Genomic DNA, 13,513 nt, shown 5'->3' with positions numbered 1-13,513 from the left:
AGGCGCAAACGTGGCGGATGAAGTTCTGGAACGCAGGGTCTGTATGAGCGGACGCCGGCGTGTCGTGCGGAAGCGGTCCTTTTGTCAGCAATTTCTGATTGAAGCTCGATTTCGGACTGGCAGCAAAAGGAAATCTGTGTGCTGCTCAAGGAAGCCAGAAGAGGTGTTTCACGTGAAACATGACTTGCCACCGACGCTGATATTCACGTTCTCGCCAGTTTCACGTGAAACAAGTAGGTGCACAGAAGCTGAGAAGGAGCAGTCCTCCGTGTATGGAGGTGCCAGACAGTGATCCACACCAATCGTCTAGCCACAGGCACGGCCAGTGTTTTCGGCGCAAGAGATCACGGGCTAGTCGCAGCCCAGGCCGTACATTGGGCGGAATGCTTGCCGATTGCCCGGCCACACGCACTATTTGTGGCATGGAGGCACTTGAGGTGTAGCAGAAGTCCCCGATCAAGAGGCAGTCGATGCACGGTAAACACAGCCGCCGCGCCGCTTCCGGCAAGAGCGAAAGTGACATAGCGGCAGTACCAGGGGCGACCCGGACCCGACCCCGGAAACCGTAAATCCTACGACCTAACAACATCTCGGTGCGATGCGAAGTCTCGTGCATGTTCATCGGGGTGCACTGAAGCGCGATGCACGACAATAACCGGAAGTCGAGCGCGGTGCGAGGGGTGGGACGGACGAGAGACACATGAGTTCCCCTACTCCGGGTAAGGGGAACCCCGTTGTCCTAAAACTGAGTCCCTGAGGCTTCCAGAAGAACCAATAAGAAGAATGAGAACTGCAACGGTTTACTTCATAGCTTCAAACGAAAAAGCCGGCAGTCCCGCCCCTTCAGGAGCAGAACCGCCGGCTTCAGATCGTCCGGTTTTTGAGAAACCTAGGACAGAACGTCCGCGAACTCTTTTTCGAAGAACTGCTTCGGCTTGGCGCCGATGACCGTGCTCTTCACTTCTCCCCCGCTGAACAAGTACACAGCAGGGATCGACGTGATGCCGTACTCGGCAGCGATGGCCGGGTTGTCGTCGACGTTCAGCTTTACGACGTCGACCTTCTCGCTGTATTCAACGGAGATCTCGTCGAGGATGGGTCCGAGCTTGCGGCAAGGCCCGCACCACTCTGCCCAGAAATCCACGATGACTGGCTTCTCGGAAGCCAGGACATCCGTGCTGAAGCTTGCGTCAGTTACGTCTTTTGCGTTGCTCATAACTTTTCCCTTCGTATGGTTGCTTGGATGCAGCTTAGGCGTGCAGGTCTGCGAGGTAGTGCTCGACGTCGAGGGCGGCGACACACCCGGAACCCGAGGCCGTGATGGCCTGGCGGTACGTGGGGTCGATGACGTCGCCCGCAGCGAACACACCCTTGATGTTGGTACGTGAGCTGCGACCCTCGACGGCGATGGTGCCTTCGGGGGTGAGTTCGACTTTGCCCTTCACCAGGTCAGTGCGCGGATCGTTGCCGATGGCCACGAACACGCCAGTGACGGCGAGCTCGGACTCGGTTCCATCCACCAGGTTCTTCAGCTTCAGGCCGGTGACCTTGTCCTCACCGAGAACGTCTTCAACAGCCGTGTTCCAGACGAAGTTGATCTTCTCGTGGGCCTGGGCGCGGTCACCCATGATCTTGGACGCCTTCAGTGTGTCGCGGCGGTGTACAACGGTGACGGACTTGGCGAACTTGGTGAGGAACAGTGCTTCCTCCATGGCGGAGTCACCGCCACCGATGACAGCGATGTCCTGATCCTTGAAGAAGAAACCGTCGCAGGTTGCACACCAGCTAACACCGTGGCCGGAAAGTCGTTTCTCGTTGGCCAGGCCCAGCTCACGGTACGCCGAGCCAGTGGACAGGATGATGGCCTTCGCCTGGAAGGTCTCCCCCGTGCCGATGGTCACGGTCTTGATGTCGCCGTCGAGATCCAGCTCTGTGACATCCTCGAACTGGATTTCAGTGCCGAAACGGGCAGCCTGCTTCTCGAAGTTCTCCATGAGGTCCGGACCCATGATGCCGTCCGGGAATCCCGGGTAGTTCTCAACGTCGGTGGTGTTCATCAGTTCGCCGCCGGCAGTGACGGAACCAGCAATGAGCAGAGGCTTCATGTTGGCGCGGGCGGTGTAAACGGCGGCTGTGTAGCCGGCAGGGCCTGAACCTACGATGATGACGTCACGCACCTGCGATGCGCTGTTTTCTGCAATGCTCACGTGGCGTGAACCTCTTCCTTAGTCGATGCTGCGGCTTTCGGGGCAGCCACCTGACTCAACCCCTGATGCGTTCCAAATATTCCGTTGGAGTTGGGGACCCTAAAAGCCACCAACATTCAGGGTACCGTCTGAACACATGCCATATCTAAGCGGTGACGCCAATGTAGATAGCAGCAGGGGCCGTTCTGACGAATCAAAACGGCCCCTTCTGCTACTCAGTTGGGTGGGCTACTGAACGTCGACTTCAGCCAGGCGGAGGCCGAAGCCGTACTGCGTCTTGGGTGCGGCAAGCTTCGGCAGCGCCTTGATGACAACAATGACGTACTGGGCCTTCGTCGGAGTTGCCAGCGGTATGGTCAGTTCCGGGGACGTGAAACTGTTGGTGCCCACAAGCTTGGCACCGTCCATGGCAGGGCGATCGTTGGTGAAGACGCTGATGCTTCCGCCCGAGCCGCCGAGCTGGTTAAGGACCACAGACTTAACGTCCGCCGGTTCCTTCAGCTTGATCATGAGCGGCACTTCCTCGGCCAGCCCGCCCCAATTCGCCGAGGCAAACTCCATGTCCGACCAGTAACTTGCAGCGTTGCCATCGAAGGCTTTGCCGAGGTCCTTATCGAACGTGGCCGCGAACGGGAAGTTGCCGAGGCGGGTGATCTCCTCGATGGCCGGCGGAACGGCAGGCGCCTGAGTTTCAGAGGGCGGCGGTTCTTCGCTGGGAGTCTCGGAAGTCTCCGGGGCAGCTGTGCTCTGGGTTGCGGCGGGCTTGTTGCTGGGCAGGAGGCTTCCCAAGTTGGTGACGGCGAGGATGAGCCCCACGATCAGCACAGCTGCCAGGAGTCCACCTACGAGCCAACGCAGGGACCGCGGCTCCTTCTCGGGAGCGTCCTCCTCGTAGACCTCTTCGTCGTCTGCATAGTCTTCCGTTGCAGCAGACGTGGCCGGGAAGCTGCTTGCTGCCCGGTCGTAACCGGAATCGCCGCCACGGTTGAAAGCCGCCGTGCCCGCAGCAGATGCGCCGCCCGCCGCTGCGCCAGCTTCCGTGAAGCCATAATCCTCTTCGGACCAGAGGGAAACCTTGGGCTCAGGCGACTGCTCACGGCTCGGAACCGACTGGGAAGGAACGGCCTCGGAGGGAACCGCTCGGGAAGGAACCGGCTGCGAAGATACGGCCTGGGTCGGCGGCTCGGCAGCCGAAGCACCCGCGCCCGAGGCGCCCGCACCCGCAGCGCCAGCGCCGGCGTCGTGATTCCTCGAACCGGCGTTCTTCAATGCGGAAGCGGCAGCAGCACCCGCTGCACCTGCCCCGGCGGCGGCAGCAGCCAGCTTGCCTGCGATGCCGCTCTTTGCGGACGAGGGGTTGGACGCCGGCATCGGCGGCACGTGCGGTGCGCTGCGGGTGGGTGCCGCAGACTCGGGCTGGTCATCCTGCTCAGGGGTGATGGCGTAGCCGTTTTCGTCGTACTGGATGTACTCGGCCTCGTGCTCGTCGTCCTCGTAAAGGCCGTCGTAGGTTTCGGGCTCGTAGGTGCGTGCCTGGCCGAAGATCTCGCTGCCCAGCGTTTCCGTGAAGAACGGCTCGATGTACGGCGGGTTGGTGGCCACCACCAGGTCCAGAAGGTCCGGAGCTGTGCTGTGGTTGGTGATCAGGTACGTGGTGTTGTCGCTGATGCCCAGATCCAGGATCTGGACGTGCCCGGGGCGTTCCCCCGTGGCTACTTCGCGGGCACTCTGGGCCACCTGCTCTGCGTTTCCAGGGCCTGCAACAAGGATGCTCACGGGACGGTTGAGGACCTGGTCCACGCCGTCGAGCACCTGATCTTGGTCATGCGAGGTCAACACATTGGCCGTGACCTTGTAGCGGCCGCCAAGTACTGATCCGACGTCGATCGGGTGGGACACGTGTTCCTCCTAGGCTGTCCGGGAGCTGCGGGTCCTGCACGTGGCTCGTCCGGCGAGCCGGTTGAACCGCTATTGCAACTACCTATATTCGTTTCTAGCCTAGCGGATTGCCGCCCGCCGCCCATGTTGGCAGCACCGGCCTAGTTCCTGCGGTTTCGCCCGACGGGGAAGTATGGATTCCGGCCGGCGTCGCCTTGGTAGGTCCGCCTGCCCGGAAGCGGCACCGCTGGACGGAACCTGCCACCCCTCGCTGTGCTGGGTTCGTCTTCCTCCGGCAGATAGCTCTTGGGGGCATCGGGTTCATCGGTTGCAGGTTCGGGGGCACGCTGCGGTGCAACTGCCGGACCGGCGCGGAAAGACGCGGCGTCGAACTCGCCCGAGATGCGTGGAATCAGACCGGTATCGTCCGAGACCGTGGCGCGCGCCGCCGTCGCGGGTTCAGCTGCAGCGCCAACAGGCGCGGGTGCGCCGCGACCCAATCGGCCCATCAGCGGACGCAGGAGGTCGCGAAGTTCGGTGACGTGGAAGACGCGCAGGAGGACAAGGTAGGCGAGCAGCATGACAGGCCCGACGACGACGACCGTCACCAGGGCGGCCGGGCGGCTGCTCCACGCGAAGCCATCGGCCCGGTAGGAACCAAGAAGCCACAGCGCCGCAGCGCCGGCCAGCGCCGATCCCAGCCCCGCGTATCCCATACGGATGTACGAGTTTGCGATGCGCGGACCGTCGAGGTGACCCAGCAAGCGGCGCAGGAACACCACGCTGATCACCACGGACAGAATATTGCCCAGCGTGTAAAGAATGGCGATCGCGTAGATGATCTGGCCCACGGGGAGGAACTGGATGAAGAAGGCGCCCACAACGTAAATCACGGCCAGCCACAACTGGACATACAGGGGCGTGCGCGCGTCTTCGTTGGCGTAGAACACACGGGACATCATGAAGTTTGCGCTCAGGAACGGCGTGCTGAGGGCCAGGATGGTGAGTGTCTGGGCCAGCATGACGCCGTCCTGCGGCTCACCACCGGAGAAGAACATGCCCAAAGGTCCAGCCAGGGCAAACAAGGCCAGGGCGCCGAAGACAGTGGCCACGGCCATGGTGCGGAGGCCGTGGGACAGGGCATCGCGCAGTTCGGCCTTGTTGCCATCCTGAGATGCCCGCGTCATGCGGTTGAAGAGCACGGTGGCCAGGGACAGGGCAATGATCGAGTGCGGCAACAGATACAGCTGGCTTGCCACTTCCAGGACTGCGTTACCGGGCAGGACAGCGGCAGCCGCAGTGTCCCCGGCGTTGTTCAGGCGGAGACGCTCGGCGCCGGGAATGGTGGCGATCCTCATGACGTACAGGAACGCCAATTGCCCGACGGCGGCAGTGGCCAGCGTCCAGATGCTCAACTTGGCTGCCTGGCCCAGTCCAACGCCGCGCCAGCCGAAGCGGGGACGAAGACCCAGGCGCAACCGGAAGACCGGGATGAGCAGGATGGCTGTTTGCGCCACGACGCCGAACGTCGAGAACCCGGCAAGCAGGAACGTTTGGGTGGGACCCCAGTTGTCCAGCGTGTGGGGGTTGGAGATGTTGGCGCCGAGGATCCAGATGAACAACCCGAGGCCGGCGATGGCCACGATGTTGTTAAGGATGGGCGCCCACATGGCCGGGCCGAACGCGCCGTGGGCATTCAGGACCTGGGTCAGCAGGGCATAGAGCCCGTAGAAGAAGATTTGCGGGAGGCACCACAGGGCGAAGGTGACCGCCAAGGCCTTTTGCTGTTCCGAGTATCCCTGGGTGGTGAGGTCGATGACGAGCGGCGCCGCGAGGGTCACCAAGGCAGTGAGTGCCAGGAGAACCAGGACGGCCAGTGTCAGCAGGCGGCTGAGGTAGTCCGCGCCGCGGTCAGGAGCCTTGCTGGCTTTGATGATCTGCGGAACCAGGACGGCGTTGAAGACGCCACCGGCCACCAGCAGGAAGATCAGGTTCGGCAGGTTGTTCGCGTTAATGAACGTGTCATTGACCGTGGAGCCAAGGCCCAGGGCGGCACCGAGCATCCAGGTTTTGGCGAAGCCAAGGAACCGGGAAACGAGCGTTCCCGCAGCCATGATGGCGCTGGAACGTGCTTCTCCGGATTGAACGGACTGGGTTGTTTTGGCTTCAGACATCGCCTTTATCGTCCCATGTACCCGGGTCAGAGGTGTTCGGGGAGCACTTCCCGTGCCAAATCAGCGATGCGGCGTTCATTCGGGAAGGACAATTTGCGGGCCAGTTCGTGGATGGGAACCCAGGCGGCATCCACGGCTTCCTGGTCCGGATCATTCTCGATGGTCAGCTCGCCACCTGTTGCGCGGAGCAGGAAGTGGTGCACGGTTTTGTGGACGCGGTGGCCGCTGACGGTGAACCAGTAGTCGATGCTGCCGAGGGGCGCCAGGATGCTGCCTTCGATGCCGGTTTCCTCGGCGATCTCGCGTACCGCAGCTTCCTCGTTGTTCTCGCGGCCTTCCGGGTGGCCCTTCGGCAGGCACCACTCGAGCCGGCCACCCCTGTTAAGGCGGGCGATGATCGCAACCCGGAGTTCGCCGTCGGACGTGTCAACAACAACGCCACCCGCGGACACTTCCTCAACGGTGGGAAGCGAGGCCTGCACCGGGTGCTGCGGGGCAGGCGCGACGTGCGCGCCGATTGCCGACGGCAACGGTGCGTTTGTCCTCCTGCCGGGAGCGCTCGGAATCGGGTTGGCCATGTGGTCCACTCTAACGACTCTTGCCCCGGAGTGATGACCGGGACATGGCCACAAGATGGACTGCGGGAGACGGCTGGCGGACGCATGCCTGATTTCGCATGGAACAGTGGCCCAATGCAGCACAAAGATCTGCCAAGCTTAAGGAACTATGGCGCACGTATTGGACAGCTCTTCTGTTAACTTCACCATCGATCCGGTGGTGCTCGACCTCGGGCAGCGCTTTGTCGATGCCGGATTCGAGCTGTCCCTGGTAGGCGGGCCCGTTCGTGACCTCTTTCTGGGCAGGACGTCCCCGGACCTTGATTTCACCACAGACGCCACGCCGGACCAGACCATCGCCGTCATTAAGAAGTGGGCGGACAACTTCTGGGAAATCGGCCGCGCCTTTGGCACCATCGGAATGCGCAAGAGCGGCTTCCAGATCGAAATCACCACGTACCGAGCCGAGGCGTACGACCCCGATTCCCGCAAGCCGGTAGTCGCGTTCGGCAATTCCTTGACCGATGACCTCCTGCGCCGCGACTTCACCATCAACGCCATGGCCTTGCGCCTGCCGAGCCTGGAGCTGGTGGATCCCTTCGGTGGTGTCCGCGACCTCCATGCCTCTGAACTTGCTACCCCCGGCGCGCCGGAAGCATCCTTTTCCGATGATCCCCTGCGCATGATGCGGGCAGCCCGGTTCGCGTCCCAGCTCGGCGTGTCAGTCCACGACGACGTCCGGCTCGCCATGTCGCAAATGGCGGACCGCATCAAGATCATCTCCGCGGAACGTGTGCGGGAAGAGCTGGTCAAGCTTATTAACGGAGCGCACCCGCGCGTGGGAATCGACCTGCTGGTGGACACCGGGCTGGCCGAGTTCGTGCTCCCGGAGGTCTCCGCCCTGCGCTTGGAATCCGACGAACACCACCGGCACAAGGATGTGTACCAGCACTCGCTGCAGGTCCTGGAGCAGGCTGCCGCGCTGGAAACGGGTCCTGACGGTCCGGTTCCCGGCCCCGACTTCGTGCTGAGGTTCGCTGCGTTGATGCACGACGTCGGCAAGCCGGCTACGCGCCGTTTCGAACCGGGCGGCGCGGTGAGCTTCCGCCACCATGACGTGGTGGGGGCGAAATTGACCGCGAAGCGGATGAAGGCGCTGCGGTTCGACAACGACTCGATCAAAGCCGTCTCCCGCCTGGTTGAGCTCCACATGAGGTTCTACGGTTATGGAGACGCAGGCTGGAGCGACTCCGCTGTTCGCCGGTACGTGACCGATGCCGGTCCCCTGCTGGAGCGCCTGCATCGCCTTACCCGTTCGGACGTCACCACGCGTAACCAGCGCAAGGCCGACCGTTTGTCCTTCGCCTACGATGACCTTGAGCACCGCATCGCGGCGCTTTTGGAACAGGAATCGCTGGCAGCCGTCCGGCCCGACCTGGACGGAGCGCAGATCATGGCACTCCTGGGACTGAAGCCCGGGCCCGTCGTCGGACGCGCCTACAAGTTCCTCCTGGAAGAGCGCATGGAACATGGTCCGCTGTCCCCGGAGGAAGCCCGGCAGAAGCTGTTGGCCTGGTGGGAAGCGCAACCCGAGTCCGCCGTCGTCGAGCCTTTGACCGAAACTGAGGAGCCCTCATGAACGCAGTGACTTCCCCGCGTCCGCAACTTTGGATCCTTCGCCACGGCGAGACGGAATGGTCCAAAAGCGGCCAGTACACAGGACTTACGGATCTCCCCCTTACCGTAGAGGGCGAGCAGCAGGCCGTTGAGGCACGCAAAGTCCTGGAAGGAATCGACTTCGACCTCGTCCTGACCTCGCCGTTGCGCCGTGCCCGCCGGACCGCCGAACTCGCCGGCTACCCGGACGCGGTGCACGAGCCGTTGGCCGTGGAATGGAACTACGGCGACTATGAAGGCATCAGCTCGGACCTCATCCGCAAGGACAACCCGGACTACCTCATCTGGACCGATGGCGTCCCGAACGGGGAAACGTTGGACGAAGTAGCTGCACGCGCGGACAAGATCATTAGCCGGGTCCTGGAATCAGGGATGGACAACGTACTTGTTGTTGCGCACGGACACTTCTCGCGGATTCTCACGGCGCGTTGGCTGGAAATGGATGCGCGTGAAGGGCGCCATTTCATCCTCGGAACGGCGAAGGTTTGCACGCTCGGTTGGGATAAGCGGACGCCCGCAATTGTCCGCTGGGGCCTCTAAAACACTAATTCTGAAAAACTTTTTGCGAATTAGCCAATTTTGCTGGTCAAACTCCCTCGGCATGGGGTAGCTTATATCTTGTTCCCAGAGCGACCCGCCGGGAACCAGGCGCGCATTCACCGGTCAGTCATCCGGGAAGATGCCACAGCAGGCTGTAACGGCCGGAAAAGGAGGTTGGGAAAATGATTACTTTGACTAGCGGACGGAAGTTGACCGTCACTGCTACCCCGGCCTCTGCTGATGATCGACGCCATTTTTAACTCTCTGACCCACTCCTGATTCACCGGGCCGGCATACTGCCGGCGGTGTTCTTGACGGCCTTCCTTCTTGGGATGGTTGAGTAGTCAGTTGCAGGCGCGGACCTACGCAGCATGCCGCGGGTGCGCAGTTTCCCCATAGTTCGGAACCAGCTTCTTGTTGGGTCGACTGCCGGAAGCACGCGCAATTGTGCACGAGAATTCGGGTTTCCCGATTCGGTCCGCTTTATTACCTTTTCTTTCCCGGTTATTTGTGACCCTTTTTGGCCTTTATTTCCCATTGGAATCCTGGGTCCTATTTGGTGTATCCGAATTCCGGCTGTGAACCCTCGAAAGGAGGTGAACCATGCGAAAACGCCCCGAAGAGATGCGCTTCTACAAGAGCAGCAATGCTCCCAAGGACCGCACACTGTTTAACGGCCAGCTGCTCGACCAGCGCCGTGAAGACGTTTACGTTGTCCTGCACCAGATGGGACTCATCCGTTGATTCCCCTGAGCCGGCCACGAAGGAGTTCAGATGCCACACATTCATGCTGAACCTCAAGGAGCCCACGCGGCTACGCGTGGGCTCCCCCCTTTTAACGGGGTCGGGTTCGCGTTAACTGGGTGGCGTTCTGGCATGACTGTAAGCTCGATTCATGCAGGAGACGAAGCCGCACCGGCAACGAAAACGTGCCCGCTTTGTTGTTCCGAGCCGCACTGACTCCCTGCTCCGAAACTTCACGGAGCTTGTGGGTGGTCCCTTAGGCAAGCATTCCTCTCCCGGAGAGGTCCCGTCACACCCGTTCACGGTTGAGCGGGTTCTCATCATCCTCACCGTCATTGCGGCTCTTCTGGCAGTGCTGGTGAAGGACTACTGCCGGGTCAACGGTTGGGACACTCCGGGCCAGTTCTACGCCACCTGCTATTCGGACTTCCCCGAGCTCTTCAAGAACCGGGGCCTCGGCGATGGTGTGTTCCCGTTCTTTACCCAAGGCAGCCTGTTCGAGTATCCGGTCCTCATGGGGATCATCGCCGGCATCACGGCACTGTTGGTTCCCGGCCGAGGTGTGGGCGCTGAACGGATTTTGGGCTACTTCGACGTCAACGCCACGCTGATAGTGGCCGTCTGGATTGTCACGGTTTTGTTGACGGCCCGGATCAACAAGCGGCGTCCGTGGGATGCAGCCATGGTTGCCGTAGCACCCGGGATCATCCTGGCAGGCTTCATCAACTGGGACATGTGGGCTGTGGGCTTGCTGGCCCTGGGCATGTACTTCTTCTCGCGCGACAAGTTGATCCTTGCCGGCGTGTGCATCGGCCTTGGCACCGCTACCAAGCTCTATCCCATCCTGATCCTTGGAGCGATCCTGGTGCTCGCCCTCCGGAGCGGCAAGCTGCGGGCTTTCCTGGTGACGGCGGGAGCAGCTTTGGCTTCCTGGCTGGCAGTAAACCTGCCCCTTGCTGCGATGAACCCCTCCGGATGGCGCTACTTCTTCGAGTTCACGCAGTCACGCCCCGCCGGCTACAGCTCGCCCTGGTTCGCATACAACCTGGTGGCAGATCGCCTCCAATGGATGCAGATGAACGCGGTGACCATCAACACGCTGGCGCTGTACCTCTTCATTGCTGCATGTGCGCTGATCGGCGTCCTTGCATTGTGTGCCCCGCATCGCCCGCGCATCGCCCAGCTGGCCTTCCTGATTGTGGCTGCCTTCATCCTCACCAACAAGGTCTACTCCCCGCAGTTCGTCATCTGGCTGATTCCGCTCCTGGCCCTGGCAAGGCCACGCTGGCGCGACTTCCTCATCTGGCAAGCCGCGGAGGGGCTGCATTGGGCCGCGATCTGGATGTATCTGGGGCAGGCCACAAGTGGCGGATCTGTCCAGCACAACCTGGATATGTCCTACTACGTCCTGGCCGTGGGCCTTCACATGGTGGTGACTGCGTACCTGATGGCACGGGTTGTCCTGGACATCTGGGATCCTGCCGGAGACCCTTTGAGGATGCACCGGGAAGACGATCCCCACGGTGGCCCGTTCGATGGCGCGCGGGACTGGCTCCGCATTGATGTCTTCCGTCCGTCGCGGTCGGTGCTCCCCTGGCGCCCCGAGCGCGCCGCCGTCGCAGAGGGAACCACAGCACCCCAGCAATCGGAGGTTAACAGCAATGGTTGATGTCGCCGTCGTCGGGGCTGGTCCGAACGGCCTGGCCGCCGCCGTCGTCATGGCGCGTGCCGGCCTGGACGTGACGGTGTACGAGGCCGCAGCAGATATCGGAGGGGGTTCGAGGACCACTGAGCTGATTGAGCCCGGGCACCTCTACGACGTATGCTCCGCGGTTCACCCGATGGCTTTGGCATCGCCGTTCTTCCGGGCGTTCGAGCTCTCGCGCCGCATAGAACTCCGTATACCGGAGGTCCAGCACGGGACTCCTTTGGACATCGGCGGTGCGGCGCTGGCCTACCAATCACTGGAGCGCACCGTAGCGGAGCTGGGCGTGGATGGACCTGCGTACGGCCGGCTCCTGGCTCCCCTGCTGGCACGGGTGGATGGGGTTGTGGATTTCACCGGCAATCAACTCCTGCGCCTCCCCAAGGACCCGTTGGCGGCTGTGATGTTTGGATTGGCCACCCTCGATCAGGGGACACCGTTGTGGGGCCGCCGGTTCCGCGAGGAAGCAGCTCCGGCGCTCCTGACCGGTGTCATGTCCCATGCCCTCGGCTCCCAACCATCCCTGAGTTCCACTGGAGCCGGACTGCTGCTCAGCGTCCTGGCCCACGCCGGCGGCTGGGCAGTGCCTGTTGGTGGTTCAATGTCCATCGCCAGGGCCATGGCAGAGGACCTGACATCCCACGGCGGCACCATTCGCGTGGGCGAAAGGGTGGATTCCCTGGATCAGGTCCGGCCTGCGAAGGCCATACTTTTGGACGTCGCCCCACCAACGTTGGCGCGCCTGGGCGGCTCTGAAGTCCCGGACCGTTACCGGCGCGCCCTGGAAACATTCCGTTTTGGGAATGGGGCGTGCAAGGTCGATTTCATTTTGTCAGGCCCGGTTCCGTGGGGCGCCCCTGGTTTGGCCAAGGCAGGCACCGTGCACGTGGGTGGTTCGCGAAAGTCCATGGCCGAGTCCGAAAACCTCGTGGACATGGGCAAGCATCCCACAGAGCCTTACGTACTGGTCTCGCAGCCTTCACTGTTGGACTCCAGCCGGGCTCCGGAGGGCCGTCATATCCTCTGGACGTATTGCCATGTGCCCAGGAATTCCACGGTGGACATGGCCGAGGCCGTGACGGCCCGCATTGAGCGTTATGCTCCGGGCTTCCGTGACGTCGTGGTGGCTTCGAAAACCACGACGGCGGCCGAACTCTCCGCGTACAACGAAAATTACGTTGGTGGAGACTTCAGTGCGGGGTTGTTGGACCTTCGGGGGCTGGTGCAGCGGCCCGTGGTCTCCCCTGTCCCCTGGAGGACTCCGATGCGGGGCGTATATCTGTGTTCATCGTCAACGCCGCCCGGCCCCGGGGTTACAGGAATGCCCGGGTACCACGCAGCCAAACATGCCCTCAAAGACATATTCAATGCGCATGTACCCGGGCTCGCCCTGGGGCTCTAGTTGCTTGTCTTTCGTCAGTTGGCTGCCGTGAAGCGGGCGCGGCGGTGGGCCGGGCTCTCGATCTCATCGAGCATTGCCACTGCGTAGTCCTGGGTGGAGATGCTGTTGCCGGCAGGTGAATCCTTGGCCACTGTGTATTCGCCCGTGCGCTCACCGGGCTGGATGACAGGTGCTGGTGCCAGGACGGTCCAGTCCAGGGATTCGGGACTCTGCTTCACGGTCTCCAGCGCCTTGGCTGCAGTGGTGGCCTCTGCCTTGTAGGCCTCCGGGAAGTCCGGGGAGTCCAGCAGGCGTACGCCATCGATTTCCAGTGTGCCGGCGCCGCCCACGATCATCAGGCGGGTACCTTCGGCGTTGCTGAAGGCAGTGGCCATCGCGTCGAGCCATTCTGCATGGTCGCCGCCGGTGCGGCTGGGACCCGTCGCCAGCACCACGACGTCGTGATCCTTTGCTACAGCCGCGAACGTCTGGCCGTCGGCCTGGTCCGCAGCCTTGGCTTCGGCCCCGGGGACCTCTGCGCCCTTGCGGGAGATGGCGGTGACCTGGTGGCCACGGGTGATGGATTCGTTGACGATCTGGCTGCCGACCATGCCTGTTGCGCCGTAGACTGCGATTTTCATTGCTCTCCT

11 protein-coding genes are annotated in these 13,513 nt (G+C 62.3%); 5 read left to right on the top strand and 6 right to left on the bottom strand.

The genetic code is table 11. The features are described from left to right. Positions 1–889: 889 nt before the first annotated feature. The 5 genes from trxA to AB0N72_RS09435 form a co-directional block, all read right to left on the bottom strand. A complete protein-coding gene (gene trxA / locus AB0N72_RS09455; RefSeq protein ID WP_014923339.1) occupies positions 890–1,216 on the bottom strand; it encodes a thioredoxin in 327 nt (108 codons plus the stop codon). A gap of 34 nt (positions 1,217–1,250) precedes the next feature. Beyond that, positions 1,251–2,207: a thioredoxin-disulfide reductase gene (gene trxB, locus AB0N72_RS09450; RefSeq protein WP_363932325.1), complete on the bottom strand. Its 957-nt coding sequence runs from the start codon at positions 2,205–2,207 to the stop codon at positions 1,251–1,253. Between the two features lie 228 nt (positions 2,208–2,435). After that, complete coding sequence (locus AB0N72_RS09445; RefSeq protein ID WP_363932323.1) at positions 2,436–4,106, bottom strand: ABC transporter substrate-binding protein; 1,671 nt, start codon at positions 4,104–4,106, stop codon at positions 2,436–2,438. A gap of 140 nt (positions 4,107–4,246) precedes the next feature. Further along, on the bottom strand, positions 4,247–6,259 hold the full coding sequence (murJ, locus tag AB0N72_RS09440) for a murein biosynthesis integral membrane protein MurJ (protein ID WP_363932321.1): 2,013 nt from the start codon (positions 6,257–6,259) through the stop codon (positions 4,247–4,249). A 26-nt stretch (positions 6,260–6,285) separates the two neighbouring features. Further along, positions 6,286–6,789 (bottom strand): NUDIX hydrolase, encoded by a 504-nt coding sequence (locus tag AB0N72_RS09435; protein ID WP_363932638.1) that lies wholly within the window; start codon positions 6,787–6,789, stop codon positions 6,286–6,288. Positions 6,790–6,985: 196 nt separating this feature from the next. Here AB0N72_RS09435 and AB0N72_RS09430 point away from each other — a divergent pair, with 196 nt between their 5' ends. From AB0N72_RS09430 to AB0N72_RS09410, 5 genes are all read left to right on the top strand, one after another. Further along, positions 6,986–8,455: a CCA tRNA nucleotidyltransferase gene (locus AB0N72_RS09430; protein ID WP_363932320.1), complete on the top strand. Its 1,470-nt coding sequence runs from the start codon at positions 6,986–6,988 to the stop codon at positions 8,453–8,455. After that, positions 8,452–9,033, top strand: coding sequence for a histidine phosphatase family protein (locus AB0N72_RS09425; protein WP_363932319.1), 582 nt, complete (start codon positions 8,452–8,454; stop codon positions 9,031–9,033). Before AB0N72_RS09430 ends, AB0N72_RS09425 begins: the two co-directional genes overlap by 4 nt. Before the next feature lie 603 nt (positions 9,034–9,636). After that, positions 9,637–9,777: a hypothetical protein gene (locus tag AB0N72_RS09420; RefSeq protein WP_363932317.1), complete on the top strand. Its 141-nt coding sequence runs from the start codon at positions 9,637–9,639 to the stop codon at positions 9,775–9,777. A gap of 151 nt (positions 9,778–9,928) precedes the next feature. Next, the gene (locus tag AB0N72_RS09415) at positions 9,929–11,446 is read left to right on the top strand and encodes a glycosyltransferase 87 family protein (protein WP_363932316.1); all 1,518 of its coding nucleotides are present in this window, start codon (positions 9,929–9,931) and stop codon (positions 11,444–11,446) included. Beyond that, positions 11,439–12,884 (top strand): NAD(P)/FAD-dependent oxidoreductase, encoded by a 1,446-nt coding sequence (locus AB0N72_RS09410; RefSeq protein ID WP_363932314.1) that lies wholly within the window; start codon positions 11,439–11,441, stop codon positions 12,882–12,884. The genes AB0N72_RS09415 and AB0N72_RS09410 overlap by 8 nt, the downstream gene beginning before the upstream one ends. Before the next feature lie 14 nt (positions 12,885–12,898). Here the strand turns inward: AB0N72_RS09410 and AB0N72_RS09405 are convergent, their stop codons facing one another. Then, positions 12,899–13,504 (bottom strand): NAD(P)H-binding protein, encoded by a 606-nt coding sequence (locus AB0N72_RS09405; RefSeq protein ID WP_363932312.1) that lies wholly within the window; start codon positions 13,502–13,504, stop codon positions 12,899–12,901. Positions 13,505–13,513: the final 9 nt, after the last annotated feature.

Origin of the sequence: Paenarthrobacter sp. NPDC089307, assembly GCF_040685055.1 — a bacterium.
Lineage (GTDB): Bacteria > Actinomycetota > Actinomycetes > Actinomycetales > Micrococcaceae > Arthrobacter.
Note: the sequence above shows the minus strand (reverse complement) of the source record. Positions and strands in the feature narration are given on the sequence as shown.

Coding starts and splice junctions, on each gene's coding strand:
- trxA (WP_014923339.1), bottom strand. CDS start 1,216: ATGAGCAACGCAAAAGACGTAACTGACGCAAGCTTCAGCACGGATGTC.
- murJ (WP_363932321.1), bottom strand. CDS start 6,259: ATGTCTGAAGCCAAAACAACCCAGTCCGTTCAATCCGGAGAAGCACGT.
- AB0N72_RS09430 (WP_363932320.1), top strand. CDS start 6,986: ATGGCGCACGTATTGGACAGCTCTTCTGTTAACTTCACCATCGATCCG.
- AB0N72_RS09425 (WP_363932319.1), top strand. CDS start 8,452: ATGAACGCAGTGACTTCCCCGCGTCCGCAACTTTGGATCCTTCGCCAC.
- AB0N72_RS09420 (WP_363932317.1), top strand. CDS start 9,637: ATGCGAAAACGCCCCGAAGAGATGCGCTTCTACAAGAGCAGCAATGCT.
- AB0N72_RS09415 (WP_363932316.1), top strand. CDS start 9,929: ATGCAGGAGACGAAGCCGCACCGGCAACGAAAACGTGCCCGCTTTGTT.
- AB0N72_RS09410 (WP_363932314.1), top strand. CDS start 11,439: ATGGTTGATGTCGCCGTCGTCGGGGCTGGTCCGAACGGCCTGGCCGCC.
- AB0N72_RS09405 (WP_363932312.1), bottom strand. CDS start 13,504: ATGAAAATCGCAGTCTACGGCGCAACAGGCATGGTCGGCAGCCAGATC.